22 protein-coding genes are annotated in these 23,053 nt (G+C 42.5%); 10 read left to right on the forward strand and 12 right to left on the reverse strand.

Annotation, left to right across the window (positions count from 1 at the left end; genetic code table 11):
• Positions 1–92 precede the first annotated feature (92 nt).
• The 6 genes from acnD to queC all read left to right on the forward strand — a co-directional run bounded on the left by acnD (position 93) and on the right by queC (position 7,919).
• Positions 93–2,684, forward strand: a complete 2,592-nt coding sequence (acnD, locus tag FIV01_RS06950; protein ID WP_152430351.1) for a Fe/S-dependent 2-methylisocitrate dehydratase AcnD — start codon at positions 93–95, stop codon at positions 2,682–2,684.
• A gap of 8 nt (positions 2,685–2,692) precedes the next feature.
• Positions 2,693–3,877 carry a 2-methylaconitate cis-trans isomerase PrpF gene (prpF, locus tag FIV01_RS06955; RefSeq protein ID WP_152430352.1) on the forward strand — a complete coding sequence of 395 codons (1,185 nt, stop codon included), beginning with the start codon at positions 2,693–2,695 and terminating at the stop codon, positions 3,875–3,877.
• A 60-nt stretch (positions 3,878–3,937) separates the two neighbouring features.
• Positions 3,938–5,815, forward strand: a complete 1,878-nt coding sequence (locus FIV01_RS06960; RefSeq protein ID WP_152430353.1) for a propionyl-CoA synthetase — start codon at positions 3,938–3,940, stop codon at positions 5,813–5,815.
• Between the two features lie 90 nt (positions 5,816–5,905).
• Positions 5,906–6,382, forward strand: coding sequence for a GNAT family N-acetyltransferase (locus FIV01_RS06965; protein WP_114785763.1), 477 nt, complete (start codon positions 5,906–5,908; stop codon positions 6,380–6,382).
• 161 nt (positions 6,383–6,543) lie between these two features.
• Entirely contained in the window at positions 6,544–7,212 is a 669-nt protein-coding gene (queE, locus tag FIV01_RS06970) for a 7-carboxy-7-deazaguanine synthase QueE (protein WP_152430354.1), read from the forward strand.
• Between the two features lie 14 nt (positions 7,213–7,226).
• On the forward strand, positions 7,227–7,919 hold the full coding sequence (queC, locus tag FIV01_RS06975; protein ID WP_152430355.1) for a 7-cyano-7-deazaguanine synthase QueC: 693 nt from the start codon (positions 7,227–7,229) through the stop codon (positions 7,917–7,919).
• Between the two features lie 54 nt (positions 7,920–7,973).
• Here queC and FIV01_RS06980 read toward each other — a convergent pair whose 3' ends face one another.
• Positions 7,974–8,327: a DUF2750 domain-containing protein gene (locus tag FIV01_RS06980; RefSeq protein WP_152430356.1), complete on the reverse strand. Its 354-nt coding sequence runs from the start codon at positions 8,325–8,327 to the stop codon at positions 7,974–7,976.
• Positions 8,328–8,407: 80 nt separating this feature from the next.
• Positions 8,408–9,601: a class I SAM-dependent methyltransferase gene (locus FIV01_RS06985; RefSeq protein WP_152430357.1), complete on the reverse strand. Its 1,194-nt coding sequence runs from the start codon at positions 9,599–9,601 to the stop codon at positions 8,408–8,410.
• A gap of 175 nt (positions 9,602–9,776) precedes the next feature.
• Between FIV01_RS06985 and yccX the strand changes: the two genes are divergently transcribed.
• The gene (gene yccX / locus FIV01_RS06990) at positions 9,777–10,049 is read left to right on the forward strand and encodes an acylphosphatase (RefSeq protein WP_152430358.1); all 273 of its coding nucleotides are present in this window, start codon (positions 9,777–9,779) and stop codon (positions 10,047–10,049) included.
• Here the strand turns inward: yccX and FIV01_RS06995 are convergent.
• The 6 genes from FIV01_RS06995 to FIV01_RS07020 form a co-directional block, all read right to left on the reverse strand.
• Positions 10,044–10,373, reverse strand: coding sequence for a TusE/DsrC/DsvC family sulfur relay protein (locus FIV01_RS06995; protein ID WP_152430359.1), 330 nt, complete (start codon positions 10,371–10,373; stop codon positions 10,044–10,046). The genes yccX and FIV01_RS06995 overlap by 6 nt on opposite strands.
• A 128-nt stretch (positions 10,374–10,501) precedes the next feature.
• Positions 10,502–11,170: a Bax inhibitor-1/YccA family protein gene (locus FIV01_RS07000; protein WP_152430360.1), complete on the reverse strand. Its 669-nt coding sequence runs from the start codon at positions 11,168–11,170 to the stop codon at positions 10,502–10,504.
• A gap of 197 nt (positions 11,171–11,367) precedes the next feature.
• Positions 11,368–12,114: an amino acid ABC transporter ATP-binding protein gene (locus tag FIV01_RS07005; RefSeq protein ID WP_152430361.1), complete on the reverse strand. Its 747-nt coding sequence runs from the start codon at positions 12,112–12,114 to the stop codon at positions 11,368–11,370.
• 21 nt (positions 12,115–12,135) lie between these two features.
• A complete protein-coding gene (locus FIV01_RS07010) occupies positions 12,136–13,233 on the reverse strand; it encodes an amino acid ABC transporter permease (RefSeq protein ID WP_152430362.1) in 1,098 nt (365 codons plus the stop codon).
• Between the two features lies 1 nt (position 13,234).
• On the reverse strand, positions 13,235–14,437 hold the full coding sequence (locus FIV01_RS07015) for an amino acid ABC transporter permease (protein ID WP_152430363.1): 1,203 nt from the start codon (positions 14,435–14,437) through the stop codon (positions 13,235–13,237).
• A 64-nt stretch (positions 14,438–14,501) separates the two neighbouring features.
• Positions 14,502–15,530, reverse strand: a complete 1,029-nt coding sequence (locus FIV01_RS07020) for an amino acid ABC transporter substrate-binding protein (RefSeq protein WP_152430364.1) — start codon at positions 15,528–15,530, stop codon at positions 14,502–14,504.
• Positions 15,531–15,991: 461 nt separating this feature from the next.
• Between FIV01_RS07020 and FIV01_RS07025 the strand changes: the two genes are divergently transcribed.
• Entirely contained in the window at positions 15,992–16,927 is a 936-nt protein-coding gene (locus FIV01_RS07025) for a precorrin-2 dehydrogenase/sirohydrochlorin ferrochelatase family protein (RefSeq protein ID WP_152430365.1), read from the forward strand.
• A 56-nt stretch (positions 16,928–16,983) separates the two neighbouring features.
• On the opposite strand, the gene FIV01_RS07030 is transcribed toward FIV01_RS07025, so the two are convergent.
• Together FIV01_RS07030 and FIV01_RS07035 are read right to left on the reverse strand one after the other, a co-directional pair.
• Complete coding sequence (locus FIV01_RS07030) at positions 16,984–17,469, reverse strand: YajQ family cyclic di-GMP-binding protein (protein WP_152430366.1); 486 nt, start codon at positions 17,467–17,469, stop codon at positions 16,984–16,986.
• Between the two features lie 17 nt (positions 17,470–17,486).
• Positions 17,487–18,539 carry a 3-deoxy-7-phosphoheptulonate synthase gene (locus FIV01_RS07035; RefSeq protein ID WP_152430367.1) on the reverse strand — a complete coding sequence of 351 codons (1,053 nt, stop codon included), beginning with the start codon at positions 18,537–18,539 and terminating at the stop codon, positions 17,487–17,489.
• Between the two features lie 214 nt (positions 18,540–18,753).
• On the opposite strand from FIV01_RS07035, the gene FIV01_RS07040 reads away from it, so the two are divergent.
• Entirely contained in the window at positions 18,754–19,233 is a 480-nt protein-coding gene (locus FIV01_RS07040) for a PaaI family thioesterase (protein ID WP_152430368.1), read from the forward strand.
• Here the strand turns inward: FIV01_RS07040 and FIV01_RS07045 are convergent.
• Complete coding sequence (locus FIV01_RS07045) at positions 19,202–20,587, reverse strand: hypothetical protein (RefSeq protein ID WP_152430369.1); 1,386 nt, start codon at positions 20,585–20,587, stop codon at positions 19,202–19,204. The two genes, FIV01_RS07040 and FIV01_RS07045, sit on opposite strands and share 32 nt — an antisense overlap.
• Before the next feature lie 91 nt (positions 20,588–20,678).
• On the opposite strand from FIV01_RS07045, the gene FIV01_RS07050 reads away from it, so the two are divergent.
• Entirely contained in the window at positions 20,679–21,515 is an 837-nt protein-coding gene (locus FIV01_RS07050; RefSeq protein WP_152430370.1) for a CvfB family protein, read from the forward strand.
• Positions 21,516–21,575: 60 nt separating this feature from the next.
• Here the strand turns inward: FIV01_RS07050 and rsmF are convergent, their stop codons facing one another.
• Positions 21,576–23,000: a 16S rRNA (cytosine(1407)-C(5))-methyltransferase RsmF gene (gene rsmF, locus FIV01_RS07055; RefSeq protein WP_152430371.1), complete on the reverse strand. Its 1,425-nt coding sequence runs from the start codon at positions 22,998–23,000 to the stop codon at positions 21,576–21,578.
• Between the last annotated feature and the right edge of the window lie 53 nt (positions 23,001–23,053).

Genomic DNA, 23,053 nt, shown 5'->3' on the forward strand with positions numbered 1-23,053 from the left:
CAGCTGTATCAAGAACACCCAAAAACATAATTGCTATCACTTTGAGGTATTTTAACGACAATCCAGAGTGATATTCAGATGGAAGTAATACAATGAGCTGTACTGTTAACACTGATTATCGTAAGCCGCTTTCGGGATTCGACTTAGATTTTTTTGATGCGCGCCAAGCCATCAACGATATTTCTCCCGGAGCTTATGACTGCTTGCCATATACCTCCCGTGTACTTGCCGAGCAATTAGTGCGTCGGTGTCATCCAACAACTTTAACCGAATCACTGAAACAGTTAATCGAACGCAAGAGAGATTTGGATTTTCCATGGTATCCCGCTAGGGTGGTGTGTCATGACATTCTTGGTCAAACTGCTTTGGTAGATTTAGCTGGGTTACGCGATGCCATAGCCCAGCAGGGTGGTGACCCTACGAAAGTTAATCCAGTTGTCGAGACCCAATTGATCGTGGATCACTCATTAGCGGTGGAACATGGTGGTTTTGACCCTGACGCTTTCGAAAAAAACCGAGTCATTGAAGAGCGCAGAAATGAAGACCGCTTTCATTTCATTGAGTGGTGCAAAACGGCGTTTGAAAATGTCAGCGTTATTCCTGCAGGCAACGGCATTATGCACCAGATAAATCTAGAAAAAATGTCACCCGTCATTCAAGCCAAAGATGGCATCGCGTTTCCCGACACATGTGTTGGTACAGATAGCCATACACCTCATGTCGATGCGCTGGGCGTGATCGCAATTGGTGTAGGGGGCCTTGAAGCAGAAACAGTTATGTTAGGTCGCCCTTCGATGATGAGGTTACCAGAGATAGTTGGTGTCAAACTGGTGGGTAAACGCAGCTCTGGAATTACCGCGACAGACATCGTTTTGGCCATTACGGAATTTTTGCGTGGCGCTAAGGTGGTCTCATCTTACCTCGAATTTTTTGGCGAAGGCGCAAGTAGCTTAACCATAGGTGATAGAGCGACGATTTCTAATATGACACCTGAATATGGTGCAACGGCTGGTATGTTTTATATTGACGAGCAAACACTCCAATATCTCAAACTAACGGGACGTGACTCTCAGCAAGTCGAATTGGTTGAAAAATACGCTAAGCAAACTGGGCTGTGGGCAAGTGACTTACAGGAAGCTGAATACGAACGTGTCTTGGAGTTTGATCTTTCTTCAGTGGCCCGAAACTTAGCGGGTCCGTCAAACCCTCACCGCCGTTTACCGACCTCAGAGCTCATTGCAAAAGGTATTGCTGGGAAATGGGATGATTCAGAAGGTCGATTACCCGATGGAGCAGTTATTATTGCTGCGATCACTTCGTGTACGAATACAAGTAACCCGAGAAATGTTGTTGCTGCTGGACTTGTCGCCAAAAAGGCAAATCAGTTAGGACTTGAGCGTAAGCCTTGGGTAAAAACCTCTTTTGCTCCCGGATCAAAAGTGGCTAAAATCTACCTTGAAGAGGCAGGGCTATTGCCCGAAATGGAGAAATTGGGCTTCGGAATAGTCGGCTACGCCTGTACAACCTGTAATGGTATGAGTGGCGCTTTAGACTCTGATATCCAAAAGGAGATTATCGACAGAGACTTATATTCCACCGCAGTTCTGTCTGGTAATCGAAATTTCGATGGCCGTATTCACCCGTACGCTAAACAAGCGTTTTTAGCTTCGCCCCCTTTAGTAGTGGCTTATGCCCTTGCGGGGACAATTCGATTTGATATTGAGCGCGATGCGCTAGGATACAGCTCTGACGGGCAACCGATTTATCTTAGTGATCTTTGGCCTAGTGATGAAGAAATTGACCAAACTGTCGCTGAGTACGTTAAGCCAGAGCAATTTAAACAAGTCTACATACAGATGTTTAAACTTGATGATCAACAAGCCAATTGTAATCCTCTCTACGATTGGCGCCCGATGAGTACCTATATACGTCGTCCCCCATATTGGGAAGGTGCGTTAGCCGGTAAACGTACGCTTTCTTCAATGAGACCGTTAGCGGTACTCGGGGATAACATCACTACGGATCATTTATCACCTTCCAATGCCATACTCGCTTCAAGTGCAGCTGGAGAGTACCTTTCAAGCATGGGGGTCCCCGAGCAAGATTTTAACTCCTACGCAACACATAGAGGGGATCACCTTACTGCTCAGCGAGCGACGTTCGCTAACCCTAAACTTTTCAATGAGATGGTTCGCGAAAATGGCGAGGTGGTGCAAGGTTCTCTCACACGTATTGAGCCTGAGGGTCAAATATCACGTATGTGGGAAGCAATTGAAACTTATATGAGCCGCAAGCAACCTTTGATTATTATTGCTGGCGCAGACTATGGCCAAGGTTCTTCAAGGGACTGGGCTGCGAAAGGAGTTCGCTTAGCTGGCGTTGAGGTGATTGTTGCCGAAGGGTTTGAAAGGATTCACAGAACAAACCTGGTAGGGATGGGAGTACTACCCCTTGAGTTTAAACAGGGAGAAAACCGAAAAACACTCAAACTTGATGGTAGTGAAGTTTACGACATAGTTGGAAACATTCAGGCAGGTGTAGATCTTAGTTTAATCATTAGACGCAAAAACGGTGAACGAATAGAGACTTTGGTGACATGTCGTTTGGATACGCAAGATGAAGTCTCGGTATACGAGGCTGGTGGTGTGTTGCAGCGTTTTGCTCAAGATTTTCTTGCTCAGTAGGAGGAATTATGTCGAGTCATCAAACCAATCAAATAAAGGTTGCAGCAACTTACATGCGCGGCGGGACCAGCAAGGGCGTTTTTTTCAATATAAGCGACTTACCTCCTGAAGCGAAAGTGCCCGGAAAAGAGCGTGATGCACTTTTATTACGGGTAATTGGCAGCCCTGACCCCTATGCAAAACAGATTGATGGAATGGGAGGAGCAACGTCAAGCACCAGCAAAGTTGTCATTCTCTCCCCAAGTACTCAACCTGATCATGATGTAGATTACTTATTTGGCCAAATTTCGATTGATAAGGCATTGGTCGATTGGAGTGGCAATTGTGGAAATCTCTCTGCAGCGGTAGGCCCTTTTGCTATACACACTGGTTTAATGCCATCCGAGCGTATCCCCAAGAACGGAACTGCTGCGGTCAGGGTCTGGCAAGCCAACATAAAAAAAACTATCGTCATTCATGTTCCTATTAGAGATGGATTAGTACAAGAAACTGGCGACTTTGAGTTAGATGGAGTGACGTTTCCTGCAGCAGAAATTCCGGTTGATTTTATGTCGCCTGCAGATGGCAAAAGTAATATGTTCCCTACTGGAAACTTAATTGATGATCTCGATGTTCCAGAGGTTGGTACATTCAATGCTACGTTTATAAACGCAGGCATACCAACCATATTTATGCAAGCCGACTCCCTTGGTTATACGGGGACCGAACTTCAAGATGACATCAACAATGACCTAAATGCGTTGGATAAGTTTGAGAAGATTCGTGCTTATGGGGCATTGAAGATGGGGCTCATAAGCAATATTGAGGAAGCCGAAAACCATCAGCACACACCTAAAATAGCGTTTGTTTCTAAGCCTAAAAGCTACCACGCATCAAATGGTAAATACATTTCTGAAAATGATGTGGATTTACTTGTTAGAGCCTTATCTATGGGGAAACTACACCACGCCATGATGGGGACGGCTGCGGTAGCCATTGCTTCAGCAGCATGTATCCCAGGAACACTGGTTAATCTAGCCGCTGGTGGCGGTGAAAAGCATTCAATCACATTTGGTCACCCGTCTGGTGTACTAAAAGTTGGTGCTATTGCAAGTCACAATGAAAAAGGTTGGGTTGTTGAAAAAGCAGTGATGAGTCGAAGTGCACGAATCATTATGGAAGGTTTTGTTCGTGTTCCTTCCAATATTTTTTAGAGCAGGCCTGTAAAGTCATTACAGGACTTAATCCTATCTGGACATACGGGAGGATACGTTATGTCTGCCTATCAGAAAGAATATTTATTGGCCAAGGAAGATCCTAAAAAGTTTTGGCAGAGCCAAGCGGGCAATATTGATTGGTTTAAAAAACCGACCAAGATTTTAGAGTTTGATAATAATGGCATTGAACGCTGGTTTACCGATGGTGTTCTCAATACATGTTGGTTGGCGCTAGATTATCACTGTGAGCAGGGGCGGGGTGACAATGTCGCTCTAATTTATGACTCTCCGGTTACAGGAAATAAAAGCCAATACACTTATCATCAGCTACGAGACCAAGTATCGAAAGTTGCTGGCATGCTTGCTAATCAAGGTGTAGAAAAAGGCGATCGGGTGATTATTTATATGCCCATGATCCCCGAGGCCGCGATGGCTATGCTGGCATGCGCAAGACTAGGTGCTATCCACTCCGTGGTGTTTGGTGGCTTTGCTCCCCATGAACTTGCGGTTCGAATTGATGATGCGCAGCCCAAAACCATTATGACGGCTTCTTGTGGGATTGAATTCACGACAGTGATTCCATATAAGCCTCTTGTCGATAAAGCGATTGAACAAAGTCATTGGAAGCCTGAAAAAGTATTTGTGTTCCAGCGCCCTGAGTGTCAAGCAGAGTTAGCTCACCCTTATGATTTAGATTGGCAGCAAGAAGTTGAGAAAGCCCAACCTCACTCATGTGTTCCCGTTTTGGCTACTGACCCCTTATATATTCTCTATACATCCGGAACGACAGGTAAACCAAAAGGTGTTGTAAGGGACAATGGTGGTCATGCTGTTGCGCTCAAGTACTCTATGAGCGCGATTTATAATGTTGCTGAAGATGGCGTTTATTGGGCCGTCTCCGATGTTGGTTGGGTATTAGGCCATTCATATATTGTTTATGCACCTTTGATCCATGGCTGTAAAACTGTCCTATATGAGGGGAAACCAATAAAAACACCGGATGCTGGTGCATTCTGGCGTGTCTGCGCAGAACATAAAGTCAATGTTTTGTTTGCTGCTCCCACCGCCTTTCGTGCGATAAAGAAAGAAGACTTTGATGGTGTCCATATTGAAAAATATGACCTATCCAAGTTACATACAATTTTCATGGCTGGTGAGAGGCTTGATCCTCCAACTTTAGCTTGGGCACAGGAAAAAGCAGGTAAACCCATTATTGATAATTGGTGGCAAACCGAGACGGGCTGGCCTATGGTCGCAAACCCTATCGGACTGGAACCCATGCCAGTTAAGGCTGGCTCATCAACCAAACCAGTACCCGGCTACAACATAGAAATACTTAATGAACAAGGGGAGGTTTTAGGGCCTAATCAGCAGGGTTTTATTGCTATTAAACGTCCTTTACCCCCAAGTTGTCTGCCCACGATATGGCGCAATCATGAAAGGTTCGAATCTGGCTATCTAAATGTATTCCCCGGTTACTATATATGTGGCGATGGTGGCTATTTCGACAGTGACGGATATTTGTACATCATGGGCCGGGTTGATGACGTAATTAATGTCGCAGGGCACAGGTTATCAACAGGGGAGATGGAGGAAGTGGTTGCTGGACATCCAGCTATTGCAGAATGTGCCGTAGTGGGGATAAGCGATGAATTAAAAGGACAGTTGCCTCTGGGTCTTGTTGTGCTCAAGGATGGGGTTAAGGTGGATAATAATCAACTGGAAGACGAAATTGTTGATGTTGTACGAGACAAAATTGGCGCGGTTGCCTGTTTCAAGCAAGCTTTGGTGGTTGAGCGCTTACCAAAGACTCGGTCGGGTAAAATTTTGCGAAAAACCATTAGACAGATAGCCGATGGGGAAAAGTATACCGTTCCTTCTACAATTGACGATCCAAACAGTTTAGTGGAAATAGAGAAAATACTAGAGCGCTAGATTAACGCATTGTATAACCACCAAGTAGCCTTTAGTATATTGAGCTACTTGGTGCACTAAGCTCTGTGATTACTTTATATAAGGTGGGCTATGAAAAACATCACGATTCGAGTTGCACAAACTCAGGATGTAGAGCAGCTCGATGAATTAATGTTCAGGCTACATGATGAGCATCATCACCAGTGCCCTGAACATTTCAAAACCGCTCAAGAGATAGAGCAGGAAAAAAGCATTACTCGTTATATCAACTCGCCAGATTGTTTAGTCTTGGTGGCTTGCGATGGCGATTACATCCTTGGCTTTATTACAGGACATTTTTGTGAGCTCATTTCAAGTGTGAGTAAGCCGGTTCAGATGGGAAGTGTAGATGAACTCTATGTCATGCCTGAAATGCGAAAGTTTGGTATTGCGACACAGCTATATCACGACCTAGAACATCGTTTTGACGAGTATGGCGTCAAACAAGTGTTTGTCGAGGTATGGGACTTTAACCATGTCGCACTCGATTTATACAAGGGTTTAGCGTTCCAAAATCATATTCACTGGTTACGAAAACCAATCAGTTAGGGTTGCTTTTTCTTGGCCAATCAATTTGTTGGCGATACGAGACAAACACAACACAAAAAGATTGTGGTTTTTTCTCATTCTGATTTAGTTGACCTTCGTGTTGCAGTCATTTAAGGTCTCGGTCCGGCATTGCACAGATGATGATTTAGGCTGAGATAAAGTTGTACAAAATTAACGAAATGTTTGAAACCATACAAGGTGAAGGTGTATTTACGGGGGTACCGTCTGTATTCATTCGCCTACAGGAATGCGCTGTTGGTTGCTCTTGGTGTGATACTAAGCATACCTGGGACGCAACCCCTAAAGACGAGCGCCCTTTAAATGAAATTCTGACTAAAACAAAGGACTCGTCTACATGGTGCAGTGCTGCCAGTTCTGACATTATCGATCAATATCATCAATTGGGTTACCAAGCTAAGCATATCGTGATTACAGGCGGAGAGCCATGCATTTATGACTTACAACCACTCACTGAAGCCTTTGAAAATATTGGATGTAGTTGCCAAGTGGAGACCAGTGGTACATCCGAGGTATTAACCAGCGAGAAGACCTGGGTGACAGTGTCACCAAAAGTAGCGATGAAAGGAAAGCTTCCTGTGCTGGATAGTGCATTGTTACGAGCCAATGAGATCAAACATCCGGTAGGGACAACCAAAGATATTGAACACTTAGATGAGCTAATAGTGCGAGCCAGCGTGCCAGAGACCACAGTGATCGCACTGCAACCCATTAGCCAGAAACCTCGAGCAACTCAACTTTGTATTAATACCTGTATCGAGCGTAACTGGCGACTTTCAATTCAATCCCACAAATATTTGAACATTGCTTAAAGGACATAAGAATAATGAAAAAAGCTGTAGTCGTATTCAGTGGAGGGCAAGATTCTACGACTTGCCTAGTTCAGGCACTTAATGAGTTTGATGAAGTTCATGCTATTACTTTCGATTACGGACAAAGGCATAGATTAGAGATTGAAGTCGCCCAAAGTTTAGCTAAAGAGTTGGGGGTTACGGCTCACAAAGTTATGGATGTCGGTCTGCTTAATGAATTAGCGATTAGCTCGCTAACTCGAGATGACATTCCAGTCTCTCATGAGCTGCAAGACAATGGTTTACCAAACTCCTTCGTTCCCGGTCGTAATATTTTATTTTTAACACTTGCGGGTATTTACGCATACCAAATTGGCGCAAGCACTATCATTACAGGGGTATGTGAAACAGATTTTTCTGGCTATCCCGATTGTCGTGACAGTTTTGTTAAAGCCATGAATACGGCTCTTGCACAAGGTATGGAATACCAGTTAAAAATTTCTACTCCTTTGATGTGGCTAAATAAAGCTGAAACTTGGGCGCTTGCAGATCAATGTCAGGCTCTCGATTTGGTGAAAGAGAAAACGTTAACTTGTTATAATGGTGTCATTGGTGACGGTTGTGGAGACTGCCCTGCGTGTGGGCTCAGAAAAGCAGGGTTAGAAGATTACCTCAATAACCGAGAGGCTATGATGGCTTCTTTGGTTAAAAAGCAGCAGCCTGCCTAAAAACAATACAAAAATGCCCTCATAAAGTCCGAGAGGGCATTTTCAAATGGCTTATTAACCCAGATACATTTTCGCTAATTCAGCAGGTTCTACTTCTTTACCTTCCAATTGTGCATTCCAGTTGGTACCAACTAAAACACCATCTTCTGACAAAGTGAGTAACCAATCTTCGACGAAAATATCGAGTGGGATTTCTAATACCTCAAAATCGGCCCACTCTTCGACATTGTGCGCTTGCGCATCTTCTTTTGCCGACCAGAATGGCATAACTTCGCTATTCTCAAATTCAGTGGAGTCGCATGATAGCCATCCTTCTTCGTTACGAAGCCCCCAAACTAAATTGGTCTGTTTGGTGTCCGCTACAAAAAGCTCTAGGTTCGCTTGAATGTCAGAAGTTAAGTTGCTCATCACGTTTTTCTCTTCATGGTAATTATGGATTAGGGTAGCACTGTTATCGTTAAAGCTAAATAAAAAACCAGATTTTCTGTCTAGATGACCTTGCAGGCAAAGCCTTTTAGATAAAACCCTTCTGGATAGGCTGTGTCTGTTGGGTGGTCGGCCGCTTGCTCAAAACGTTCAACAAACTTGACCTGACGACCAGCGTCAACGGCGGCATCGGCAATGATCTTTTGAAAAAGCACTTGGTCCATTAACCCAGAACAAGAATAAGTTAGCAGTGTTCCACCCGTTCTTAAGATTTGCATAGCTAGCATATTAATATCTTTATAGCCCCGACATGCCCCATTGAGTTGTGCTTTGCTCTCGGCAAATTTTGGCGGGTCCATGATCACGACATCGAATTTTGTTCCCTGATCTCTATATTCACGCAGCAACTTAAATACGTCCGCGTTGAGAAAAACGGCACGCTTTTTCGAAATATCAAACTGGTTAATTTCGGCATTGTGTTTTGCCATATCCAGTGCGGGTTGAGATACATCAGCGTTGATAACGCGTTTTGCCTCACCTTTCAATGCATATAAACCAAAGCCACCTGTGTAAGAAAAGCAGTTGAGCACTTCCTTATCTTTACAATATTTGATGGCCTGTTGGCGGCTATCGCGCTGGTCGAGGTAGAATCCTGTTTTATGGCCAGCCTTAATATTTACACTTATCTTAATGCCATTTTCTTCAATAACAACGGACTCTGGCGGCTCTTCACCATGTAACACACCAATTCGTTCACTTAGCCCCTCTTTCTTTCTCACCGCAACATCTGAGCGTTCATATATGTAGTGGTCAGGGAACACCTTTAATAGAGCTCGGGTCAGAGTGTCTTTTTGGTATTCGGCACCGGCACTCAATAGCTGACATACCAAGTAATCTTGGTACTTATCGACAGTAATACCCGGCAACCCATCAGATTCAGCGGCAATTAAGCGATAGCCTGTAAGACCGTCTCGCTCAATAATATCCTGACGAAGTACTTGTGCTTGCTGGATCCGCTGCACAAAAAAATCTAAATCTATCTCTTGGTTCTCAAAGCTCCAAATTCTTGCACGAATTTGCGAGTGTGGAGAGTAGGCAGCTTTTGCCAGCCAAGTTCCATCATGAGCAAAAACATCCGCTGTTTCACCTAACGAAGGTTTACCCTCTATTTTTTTTATACCTCGAGAGAAAACCCAAGGATGTCTGCGCTTTAGCGACTTTTCTCGGCCTTTTTCTAGATAAATAGCTGGGGTCATGATGTTGCTCACTTGAATATTAAAGGTCGGGTATTGTGGTGGAAGTCTATAAGAAAATCAAACAAAACCACCAGTTAGGATTGGAATATGCTTATTTGAATAAAGCCTTTTATACTTTTGCTAGAAAGTTACGAGGTCGATTAACTATAACAGTACATTGTATAGGTATATCATTATGGATTTTGAGTGCAAAAGGTTTCTCATAGGTGGTTGTGTACAGGGCGTCGGGTTTCGCTATCACACATCTCAGCAAGCTATGAAATTTGGCTTAACAGGCTATGCGAAAAACCTTACCAATGGACAGGTTGAAGTGGTGATTTGTGGACATAGCCAGAAAATGGTTGAGATGGAACAATGGTTACAAAACGGGCCTAAAACTTCGTCGGTAGAATCCGTTGAGTCGGAATCTATACCTTATCAGCTAATGACAGACTTTGATATTTTATAGGCACTTTGCGGGTTTGGGTAAGCCTGCCAATTTTGTTGCTTGTTTGGCTGGGCCTTGTTTAAAGAGCTTGAATAAATACTTACTATTACCTTTCTCTGGCCCATGAGCTTTTTGTATTGCTTTAACCAGCATCCTTATCGCAGGTGAAGTATTAAACTCTTCGTAAAAAGCACGGACAAAGTGAACCACTTCTAAATGCGCTTCAGTTAGTTCGATGCCTTCCTGCTTTGCAAGCAACGCAATCATGCCTTCTTCCCAATCATTGTGGTTAAGAAGGTATCCTTCGTTGTCGGTGTGAACGGTTTTGCCTTTGTACTCAAACATGTTATTCAATTCTCGGTGTTGTAGAGTCGATAGGGTAGCTCAGCTCAGCGGCGTTTCGCAACATGTAAAAAGAAAAAGCCCAGAAGATTCAACCTCTGGGCCGTAACAAAGCATAATGTGTCTAGTAATTAGTCATCATTCATAATGCCAAGAATCGTTAGTAAGCTAGTGAACAAATTCAAGATGTTAAGATACATAGAAATTGTTGCGCTTACATAGTTAGTCTCTTCACCACGAACAATACGGCTTGTGTCGTACAAAATAAAACCAGAGAAAACAAGCGCTGACATACTGCTGATAGCGAGCTGACCTAGAGTAGAGCCAACGAAGATATTAATGATTGCTGCTACGATGACAATAATCAGTCCTGCGATAAGAAAATTGCGCATGAAAGAAAAATCTTTCTTACTGCTGATTGTATAAGCAGACAACCCAAGGAATACCATCCCCGTCAGGCCGAGTGCTTGGGCAATGATCGATGGTCCATTAGGAATAGACGCATAGTGGTTGAGCATTGGGCCAAGAGCGCCTCCCATCAATGTTGTAAACACGAATGTCCATACGATACCCATAGATGAGTTGATGCTTCTTGGTAGAGCGAAGAAAAGAATACCAATAGCTGCTACTTGCATAACAAGAGCCATCATAGGAGAAAGGCCCATTGCCATTGTAGCAAGCGCTGCAATAGCACTAGTGACCAAAGTCATGGAAAGAAGAAAATAAGTGTTCTTCAGGGTTTTATTGATCTCAAGTGTGTTAGTTGCACTTGTAGAACGTGTAAACATAGGGCTGTTCATAATTGTCCTCGTAAGGGTTATGTTTATAGCTACATTTATGGGGTTAAGCTATGAAAAGATCAAGCCTTAACTGTATATTCATTACAACAAATTCTATATGAATTACACAAAAATGTATCAAGAAAGATGTAACACAATATAACAGATTGATTTATATGAGAGCCACACCAACCTATGCTCTAATTTTTCAAACAACACTAATGACTTAGAATTTGAGCCAAAAAGTTTTGAGTACGATCAGATTGAGGGTTCTCAAAGAAATCAACTGGGTTATTTTCTTCAATGATCTCACCAGCATCCATGAAGATAACGCGATCAGCAACTTCTTTAGCAAACCCCATTTCATGAGTGACACATAGCATAGTCATACCTTCTTCTGCTAATTCAACCATAACGTCAAGCACCTCGCGAACCATTTCTGGATCGAGTGCCGAAGTGGGTTCGTCGAATAGCATAACTTGTGGGCTCATACATAATGATCGCGCAATCGCCACGCGTTGTTGCTGTCCACCGGAGAGCTGACCAGGGTATTTCTCTGCTTGATCTGGAATTTTTACTCGCTCGAGGTACTTCATAGCGACTTGTTTAGCCTCATCTTTTGGCATTTTTTTGACCCAGATAGGTGCTAAAGTACAGTTTTCGAGTACAGTGAGGTGAGGGAATAGATTGAAGTGTTGAAAACACATACCGACTTCTCTGCGTACGGCTTCAATATTTTTCAGGTCTTCGGTGAGTTCGTTTCCTGACACAATAATTTGGCCTTTCTGATGTTCTTCAAGTCGATTGATACACCGAATCATTGTAGATTTTCCTGACCCTGAGGGACCACATATCACGATTTTTTCGCCTTTTTTAACACTAAGATTAATGTTCTTGAGTACGTGAAACTCTCCGTACCACTTGTTCATGTCCTTAATCTCAATCATCAAATCCTGCTGTGTCATAACATATCCTTGAGCATTAAATTATCGTTTGTGGCCAGTATGGAGTTTGTTTTCCAGCCAAATGGAGTATCGAGACATGCCAAAACAAAATATCCAGAAAACCAATGCGACAAAAACATAACTTTCAGTCGCAAACCCCAACCATTGTGGATCAGTATTGGCTGCTTGTCCTATACCCAATACATCAAACATTCCAATAATGAGAACTAAACTGGTGTCTTTGAAGAGGCCAATAAAAGTGTTCACAATCGAGGGGATAGTGATTTTCAATGCTTGAGGTAATACAATCAAGCCCATTTTTTTCCAATAACTGAGTCCGAGGGCGTCAGCCGCTTCGTATTGGCCTTTCGGTATGGCCTGTAACCCCCCTCTGACTACCTCTGCCATATACGCCGCACTAAACATGACTACCCCTATCAGAGCACGTATGAGTTTGTCTGTTTCTGAGCCCTGAGCAAGAAATAGTGGCAACATGACAGACGCCATGAAGAGCACTGTAATAAGAGGAACACCACGCCAAATTTCAATGTAAACAGTACAAATACTTCGAATGATAGGCATCTCTGACCGACGACCAAGAGCGAGAGCGACTCCAATGGGTAATGATACTACAATCCCCACCAACGCAATGATAAGTGTGACTAAAAGCCCACCCCATTTATGAGTATCAACGACCTCAAGTCCAAATACGCCGCCGTACAGTAGGGCGGCAATGATAAAGGGATAAATGTTAACAAAAAACAACCATATCCATAGCCGTTTAGGCGTTTTTTCATAAGCGAGCAGAACAGTAAAGATGGCTAGTGTTGCGTAAAATAAACGCGGACGCCATAACTCCTCTTGAGGATAGAAGCCATACATAAATTGCTCCCAACGCACGCTGATAAACACCCAGCAAGCACCTTCTCGAGAGCAGTCATCTCGGGTCGAACCTATCCAATCGGCTTGCAAAATTGCCCAATTGAAAATGTTCCAAATGAGGGAGATCGCGATGTAAGCGAGAATCAAAGTAACTATAGAATTCACCGGACCATTGAATAGATTTTTCCGCATCCAACCTATTGGTCCCACAGTATTGGCAGGAGGTGGTAAATCGGGCTGAAACTGATGTATCTTCATATCATCTCTCCACCAAAGCAACTTTACGGTTATAAATATTCATCAGCGCGGATGTCAGTAAGCTGAGCGATAAATAGACTGCCATAGTCATTGCAATGATTTCTATCGCTTGTCCTGTCTGATTGAGGGTTGTCCCTGCGAATACTGACACTAGATCGGGGTAGCCAATCGCCATCGCCAATGATGAGTTTTTGGTAAGGTTAAGGTATTGGCTGGTTAATGGCGGTATGATGATTCTCAGAGCTTGAGGCACGATGACGAGTTTAAGCGTTCTGGAACGGGGAAGGCCAAGAGACATGGCGGCCTCTGTCTGACCATGACTGACGGCATTAATTCCTGAACGAACTATTTCAGCGATAAACGAGGCGGTGTAAATACTTAAAGCTAGAAGAAGCGCGGCTAATTCAGGGATAATACTTATGCCCCCTTGAAAATTGAACCCTTGTAGCTTCGGATAATCTGCTGAAATAGGGGAGCCCATAAGAAAGTACACAGCGATAGGAAATACAAAAACTAACCCAAACACGATACGACCCATCGGGGTCTGTTGCCCAGTTAATTTCTGTTTGTTATTTGCCCAAATATTGATTAAACAGCAGCTAGCTATCCCAAAAGCAAAGCAGATTCCGACAATAGATGCACCTTGTTCGAACACTGGGGCTGGAAAATATAGGCCGCGTACATTTAAAAATATTGCTTCTCCAAGGCTGAGACTTTGTCTAGCGGAAGGCAGTGCTTGAAGTACTGCGAAATACCAAAAGAATATTTGTAACAGTAGTGGTACATTGCGAAAAATTTCTATATAGACGGCGGCCAAACGGCTCACTAACCAATTAGAAGATAAACGGGCAATGCCCATAATAAAGCCAATCACTGTGGCTAAAATGATTCCGAGTATAGAGACTAGGGCGGTATTCAAAAGCCCGACAACGAAAGTACGGCCATATGAGAAAGTTTCGTTGTACTCAATCAGTGACAAGCCAATCCCAAATCCAGCTTCCTGATTTAGGAAGCCAAACCCTGTCGCGATACCACGGGCTTCAAGATTGGTAAGAGCATTATTAACGATTGTGTAAAAGAAAAAAAACAACGCAATGATTGCGATGATCTGAAAAACGACTGATCGAAATGTGGGGTTATAAAAAAGGCTAGTTTTCGAATTCTGGCTTTGTGCGCTAGGCTCATTGGCATTAGTATGTTTCATTTAGCTATGGCCTCAATCCCTTGGTTATAAAAAGGGCGGCAGTACCGCCCATTTTGGTTGCCTGCTAGCGAATTGGCGGTGCGTACATGAATCCACCGGCATTCCACAGCGCATTGACACCACGAGAGATTTGCAATGGGGAGCCGCTACCTACAGTGCGCTCGAAGCTTTCACCATAATTCCCAACTTGTTTAACTATCTGGTAACCCCAGTCATCACGTATACCGAGACCTTTCCCTTTTGGCCCTTCAATACCCAAGATTCTTTTTACGTTAGGGTCTTTTGACTTTAACATTTCTTCTGCATTCTTGGATGTAATACCATACTCCTCAGCATTAACCATTGCTGCCAAAGTCCATTTACCAATGTTGAACCACTGGTCATCGCCTTGGCGCACTACTGGACCTAGTGGTTCTTTCGAAATAATTTCGGGTAAAACCATCGCAGAAGCTGGATCTTGAAGGTTTAGACGCAGCGCATAAAGCCCTGATTGGTCGGTCGTTAATGCATCACAACGACCAGCATCAAAACCCTTAGAAGTTTGTGCAGCGGTATCAAAAACAACGGGCTTGTACGACATTCCGCTATTTCTAAAATAGTCTGCTAGATTAAGCTCTGTTGTTGTACCAGATTGAACACACACTGAGGCGCCATTTAGCTCTTTCGCACTTTTGATACCCAGATCTTTTTTCACCATAAAACCCTGACCATCGTAGTAATTGACGCCAACAAAATTGAGGCCAAGCGCGGTATCTCGGTGTAATGTCCACGTGGTGTTGCGTGATAAAACATCAATCTCACCCGACTGAAGGGCAGTAAAGCGTTCCTTCGCGGTTAAAGGGACATATTTGACCTTTTTCTTGTCGCCAAGAACGGCGGCGGCTAAAGCTTGACAATACTCTACGTCAATACCTTCCCATTCGCCTTTTGAGTTAGGGTTAGAAAACCCAGGTAAACCTGTACTGACACCACAAGTTAGGAAACCCTGTTTCGTCACTTTGGCTAGGGTAGTATCTGCAGCAGAGACGCCCGTAGACATCAGAGCAGTCGAAGCCGCTACTAATGAAGCAATAAATGTGAGTTTGTTTGCCATTTGAATCCTTCCTGTATGATCCATGTTAAATTAGGTACCACTTATCACAACGAATGAAAATGTGTTGTATATCAATGGTTATTATCAAATCATCTAAAAAACGACTTGTATATAAATCAACCATTTATAAGAATAGGTAAGGATTGGTAAATTCTCAAATATATCATTTAAAAGAGGTTATTCTGTGAAGTTACGTATCTCAGACCTAACTTAATGATTAAATATTAATCAAATTGGTGTAGTGTGAAACTTCACATTAATAGTCCAAAGGTAAACAATGTTGTCAATATACGATTTTAACAGTAATAAATTTTACCATACGAGGTACTGGTAATTGATAACGTTGCATTTTCGATGGTATCCAGCACTATCTATTGCAATGACAAGTAATCTCTGTATTTATGTATCACATTTTTGATAATATCTTGTGTAATAGCTTGTAAGTTTGCCTAAGGATAGAAATGCAATATTTTCCACTGTTCATGAATCTTAGAGACAGACCAATTTTGGTCGTTGGGGGAGGTGAAGTAGCTTGTCGCAAGGTTGACAGCCTAATTCGTGCAGGTGCAAATGTATCCATTGTTTCTCCACAAATTGACCTATATCTCCAACGTTTAGTTGAGCGTAATGAATGCCACTGGATTCAAAATTTGTACTCTAAAAAAATACTTGATAAAAAATACCTTCAAGTGTGGGCCACAACGGATAACCTTGAACTTAATCACCGAGTTTATGATGATGCCAAAGCGTTGGGGATTTTGGTTAACGTCGTCGATGATCAGCCTTATTGTGACTTTATTACACCTTCAATGATTACTCGTGGCAGAATTCAAATCGCAATATCAAGCGGAGGAGCATCGCCTGTTCTTATTCGCAATATTAGAGAGCAGCTAGAATCAAGTTTGGCATTCAACCTCTCTTTGTTAGCAGACTTTGGCATGTCGAAAAGAGGGGATATTAAACAGCGTCTGCCTTCAGTTGACCTCCGACGTAAATTCTGGGAAATGTTTTTTGCCTGTATCAATGTTCAAAATGCAACGGAACGTTGCCAGTTAGAAGCTGAATATTCAAAGCTGTTAGACAGTGAAATTCAATCTCAAGGGTCTATTACATGGGTAGAGTTTGGCAATGATGTCGAGTTGTTGCCGATAAAAGCATTGCGCTTGATGCAGCAATCGGAACAAGTTCTGTATAGCCCTCAGTGTCCTGATGAGTTCCTAGAGCTGAGTCGAAGAGATGCTGAGAGACATATGTATGAGAGCGAAGTTGATCTATCCGAGAGGCTAGTTATTGGACGAAAACAGAATATGCGTGTTGTTGTATTTGTTCCTTCTGAAGCAACTGAATATAAACTTCTTATTAATGGGGATTTACATATTCGACCGGGTAGCGTATGAAGGCTAACACTCCAAGCACTTCGCTAGGCACTTGGAGTGTTCTCAATTGGTTGTATTCAGTCTCTGAAGTTTTCGTACTGAAGAGGTTGGCCGAGATCCGCGTCTCGAATCATTGCTATCGTAGCTTGAAGGTCGTCTCTTTTCTTTCCTGTAACACGTACTTTCTCACCTTGAATAGACGCTTGTACTTTAAGTTTGGCATCTTTAATCGCTTTAACGACTTTTTTGGCCATGGGAGCTTCGATTCCTTGTTTGAAAATAACAATTTGATGCCACTTTTTGCCTGACGCTTCTTCATCCTTGGCTTCCATAGCATTAACATCAACACCTCTTTTAGTAAGGTGAGAACGTAAAATATCCCGCATCTGTTTAAGTTGAAAATCACCTTCGGCATTTAGCCTTACCGATTCATCTTTTTGCATTTCAAACGAGGCATCGACACCTCGAAAATCAAAACGCGTAGATAATTCGCGAGAGGCATTATCGACTGCATTTCTAAGCTCAACAGTATCGATTTCAGATACGATATCAAAAGATGGCATTACTTATTCCTCTATGTTTACCCACGTGATTTAACGGCATTCGCCAGCAAATCCAGCATCTTGACTGTGTCTTCCCAGCTTAGACATGGATCGGTAATCGACTGGCCGTATACCAAGTTATCTATGTCTTTCATGGATTGGTTGCCTTCAACAATAAAGCTTTCGGCCATGATACCAGCAATTTGGTCTTTACCAGATAGAATCTGATCACAAATATCTTTTGCGACGTCTAATTGTCTCTTATGTTGCTTTAAACAGTTGGCATGGCTGAAGTCAACGACAAGACGAGGTGGAAGATTGAAGCTTGCTAATTGTTGGCATGCTGAGTTTACAGAATTGGTATCATAGTTAGGACCGTCATCACCACCTCTCAGAATCACATGCCCATATGGATTTCCACTAGTACGGTATACTGTCATACGCCCGTTTTTATCCGGCGAGTAAAAGTAATGAGAAGCTTGAGATGCTCGGATAGCATCGATAGATATTTTTACGTTGCCATTAGTCCCATTCTTAAACCCTACAGGGCAAGATAACGCCGAGGCCATTTCTCTGTGTATCTGAGACTCTGTGGTCCGCGCACCAATAGCTCCCCAAGAGATTAAATCGGCTATATACTGGCCTGTAATCATATCAAGGAACTCAGTCGCAGTTGCTAACCCAAGCTTATTGATGTCAAGTAGAAGCTTACGTGCTTTGTTAAGTCCAGTCTCTAAAGCATAAGAGCCATCCAAGTTTGGATCTGTAATAAGGCCCTTCCATCCTACAACAGTACGTGGCTTTTCAAAGTAAGTACGCATAACGATAAACAACTCGTCTTGGTACTCTTCTTTAACCTCTGCTAAACGCTTGGCATAGTCAAGAGCTGCATCTGTGTCGTGTACTGAACAAGGCCCCACAACGACCAATAGTCGCTTGTCTTCACCTGTCAAAATCTGTTCGATTTGCTGGCGAGATTTAGCAACGCGTTCTGCTACATCTCCAGTAATTGGATGTGCGCTCCCAAGCTCTGCTGGTGTTGGCATTGGGCCTAATGGTTGGGTTCTTAACTCATCGGTTTTAATTGGCATAAACTCGCCTGTTATTTTTATCGCGAAGGGTTAAAGATAACGGAAACAACATGACTAATAAACCTTTAGCATAATATTCTTGAAGTTGTGCTGCTCTGCACAAGGCCTGCTGTGCTCTGTTCATCATTACGATATATAATATTAACATTTTGTTGACATTGGTTCGGATTCGTTATCAACTAAGTGTCATGCCAAATGACATCGGACCAGTTGTATGATTTCTTCTCTCGATAAAGCCAATATCTATTTAAAAATGTTTGGGTTTTTCAAAGTTCCGCTCATATGGCTGTGTGGCCCAAAAATTTTGCAGCTCAATGAAAAAAGCGTAGAAATAAAAATACCGCTTAAGAGAAAAACGAAAAATCATCTCAACAGTATGTATTTTGGCGTCTTAGCCGTCGGAGCCGATATCGCTGGCGGTTTTATGGCTATGAGTAAAGCGCAGTCAAGAGGGCATAAAGTTTCATTGGCATTCAAAGCCGTAGACGGACAGTTTCTTAAAAGGCCAGAGAGTGATGTCCACTTTTTATGTCATGATGGAGAGTTAATTGACGCAATGTTAGATGAGACAATTGCAACAGGTCAACGAGTCAATCAACAGGTTAAAATAACCGCCATTTGCCCCAAGCTGCATGGTGATGAGCCTATGGCGGAATTTCTTCTTACTCTGTCGTTGAAGAAAGTGGCAGGGTAGATGTGTCGAGATCCACTTGCTCAATTGCAACAATTTTGTTTCTGTTTAGGACGATTTTCCATCGGTAATAAGTCGGTTCGTCGTTATGATTATCTTCTTTCGCAATTAGATTAATCAAATGCCGTTTTTCAACCGCCTCTTTACTCACCTGATTGTTATTGAGGGTGTAAACTTTGTTTGAGCCTTTATCCATAAGTCGCATCAAAGGACGCATGCTGAGCATCATGGACTCACGTGTTTCTTCGTAACCACTCATAAACTTGGACGTAGACATTTCAGTTTCACTTCGATAATGAAGCACCTGTTCTTCTCTTTGCACCACTCGCTTCTTACGTATGGTCTGTATCCGGTCAGGAAGCTTTTGCAAACTTCTATAGTCTAACCATTCTAATTTCTGCCCAACGGCTTTGTTTGTGGTGGGGTCGAGATAGTACTTTCTCCATTTCGGGCGTCCTTTTCTGATCCACCGCCATAATACGTCTCGCAGGTCATCTTTAAATATTTCACGAAGCGCATACACAAAAGACATCCAAATAATGAAAGAGACGGTAATTTCCCCCCAGTAGTCTCTGGCTAAGATTGCTGTAATAGTCACGAACACCATGACAAAACCGGTTGCAGATCCCTTAACAACACGTTTCATGTTTTTACCTAGTGACTGGGTTTTTGCTTTTAAAACGACTGGGTGTTCAATCAAACGGCGGAGCAGACGCATTTTATTGCTTAGCCTTGTTACGTCGTCACATACATTTTTCGAATTATAATTGTTGAGTTTTCGATGTGCTGCTTCCTTTTCTACAATGGCGAGTAATCTTTCTTTGATTGTTTTATAGTCGGCTTCTCGTGGCATATGTGCAATCAAAGACATAAAACGTTGGCCAGTGTACCATGATAAATAGTTATCTATATTCGCATAGTAACGCTTTTGACTTTCTTCATACGGAATACTGCGCCTAAGTTTTTTTAAAATATCTAGAGCAAGTTCTATCACTTCATCGACTTCTTCTGTAGTAACGGCCTCACTATTGTGTTTGTTGAGCTCATTAACGGCATTATCTAGAGCTATAACATATTGGTAAGCGAACAAACTAATACTGACACGATATTGAGTTGAAGAAAGTCTGCCTCGTTTTGCAAGTCGGCTATGCACTAAAGGTAAGAGTGTTTTGTCACTGAAATAAGCACGTTTCTGTATAATGGATTCATAATAAATTTCATTTTCCTTTAGCACATTAGGTGTTAAACCTAGTTCTCCTGGAACGAAAAAATAGAGGTCAAGGTCTGACTTTTTTGATGAAGCCATTGAATGGGAAATTTTGAGAGTGATGCCGTCCTGCTTATCAACGGTGATCAAAGAATATACTCCTGAAAAAATTCTCTTTATCTCGCGAAAGCATAACAGAGTTTCGCTATAATGACCTCAAATTTAGTAAGAGACCATTGAAATGATTAAAGTTGGACAGATAAATCACTTGGAAATCGTCAAAAAAACAGATTTCGGACTATTTCTTGATGCAGGTGATTACGGTACGAGCTTACTGCCAAACAAATTTGCTCCATCAGGTGCTGAAATTGGTCAATTCATAGATGTTTTTTTGTACTTTGACTCGGACAATCAACTTGTAGCTACCACTGAATCACCAATAGCCCAAGTAGGAGAGTTTGGGCTGATGAAAATAGAAGGTGTCAGTAGTATCGGAGCATTTGCTGATTGGGGGATTAAAGACAAAGATTTACTCATTCCATTTAGTGAGCAGCGAACTCGATTTTCAGCAGGGCAGAACATTCTAGTGTATGTCTATACCGATAAGGCTTCAGGTCGTATTGTTGGAACCACTAAATTCAATAAGTGGTTAGATAAAACACCAGCCAACTATCAATGCAATCAACAAGTTGATTTGATCATCGCTGAGCGAAGTGATCTGGGTTTTAAAGCTATTGTTGAAGGTCAACATTGGGGCATGATTTTCAAATCTGATGTTTTTGGTAAGTTGTTCATTGGGAAGCGATTAAAAGGATACATCAAAGATGTTCGAGAAGATGGGAAAATTGACCTTACTTTACAGAAAGTAGGGGTTGCTAAAATGGATGACTTGAGTGAAAAGATCCTTGATGTACTCGAAAAGAAAGGGGGGTTTTTGCCTTTAAACGACAAGTCTTCGCCCGAAAGTATCTTCTCGACGTTTCGAACAAGTAAAGGGACGTTTAAGAAAACCATCGGTGGGTTGTATAAACAAGGAAAAATTGCCATTGAAGAGCAAGGAATACGCCTGATTTCTTAACCTAGCGTTTTACAGAGACACCCACTAGGTTTTAGATACAACCTAGTGGGTAAGAACAATTTAAAATAAGTTTTTATCGCGTACAAGCTCTCTGGGCAATCCATTCTTCAATCGATTTCCGACCCACTTTCCAAGACCTATTACGTCATCGCCAAGTTTGATAATGACCTCTCCTTTGCCTGATTGATTTTCCGGTCTAACATCTCTTCCCATGAACCAGTCTCTGGCTTCAGGAATCGTCAATTCAATACAGTTAGGTTCTGCCCCTGATGCTAGGGTGGTTGCTACTTGATGATGCCATCGATAGCCGTTTTTGTGAGACTCAGCTATCTTAATTCCCATTCTTGAAAACCTAAATTCGCCAATAAATTCTTCCAGAGCACTCGGGAATAACCAGACATCTTTATCTCTGAGCCATATATCCGATTGGGAAGGAAGTTCAATACTCAAACTTTGATATAGTTTATGGGCAACTTCTTGTTTTATCTTGTTAGATGCTTTTTCAAATGGAAATTTTCCTAGGCGTTTTTTTACACTAGGGGGCGTTGTTCTTCCAAGCTTTTTGATTTTGGCTACAAAGAACCCCTCGCAATCATAGGTTTCGGGGAATACATGTAAGAATCCATGTTCGGTAATCGCTTTGTCTGCACCCGAAAATAACGAGGATAGGGATTCAAAAGAGACTAAATCGGGAAATGTATTCTTCAAGTGAAGACAAACATGTTGGTTTTCTTCGACACTGAGTGTACAAGTCGAGTAAACCATTACTCCACCTGGTTTTAATGCATGAAAGGCGCTTTCGATTAAATCTTTTTGGGTCTGAGATATGGTTAATACAGCCTCTTTGCTCCAGTTTTTCAACGCGTCAGGGTCTTTACGTACCGTCCCTTCGCCAGAGCATGGAGCATCAATAAGAACGGCGTCGAAGCTTTCTGGCAGCCACCCTCCAAACACACGACCATCATAGTTGCTAAGAGCAGAATTACGTACACCACATCGCTCAATATTGGCATGCAGAACTTTAACACGGCTGGATGAAAACTCGTTTGCGACAAGCACGCCTTCATTGTTCATCTTTGCTGCAATCTGTGTGGTTTTAGAGCCAGGAGCTGCAGCCATATCTAGAATAGTACGAAATTCATCTTCTAAATTATTGAACAGAGCTGATACAGGCATCATTGAGCTGGCTTCTTGAATATAAAATAGACCGCACATATGTTCAGCAGTATTACCCAGCGGTGCAATAGATTCATCAGCGTCAATCCAAAAGCCTTCATCACACCATGGTATGGGTGATAAGTGCCAGCCTTTATCAGATGCACGTTGAGAGAACGCATCGACAGAAATTTTTAGCGTATTAACACGTATGCTTTTACGAAGTGGACGCCTGCAAGCGGCTACGAAGTCGGAAATATCATATCCGCTAGGCATAATAGCCTGCATTTCGCGTAAGAATTCTTCAGGTAAATAAGTGTTTTGATGCAAAGTGATATCTCATGCACAAAATAGTAAAATGATAACGAATTAAACCAAAAAAA

Source organism: Vibrio aquimaris (assembly GCF_009363415.1).
GTDB lineage: Bacteria > Pseudomonadota > Gammaproteobacteria > Enterobacterales > Vibrionaceae > Vibrio > Vibrio aquimaris.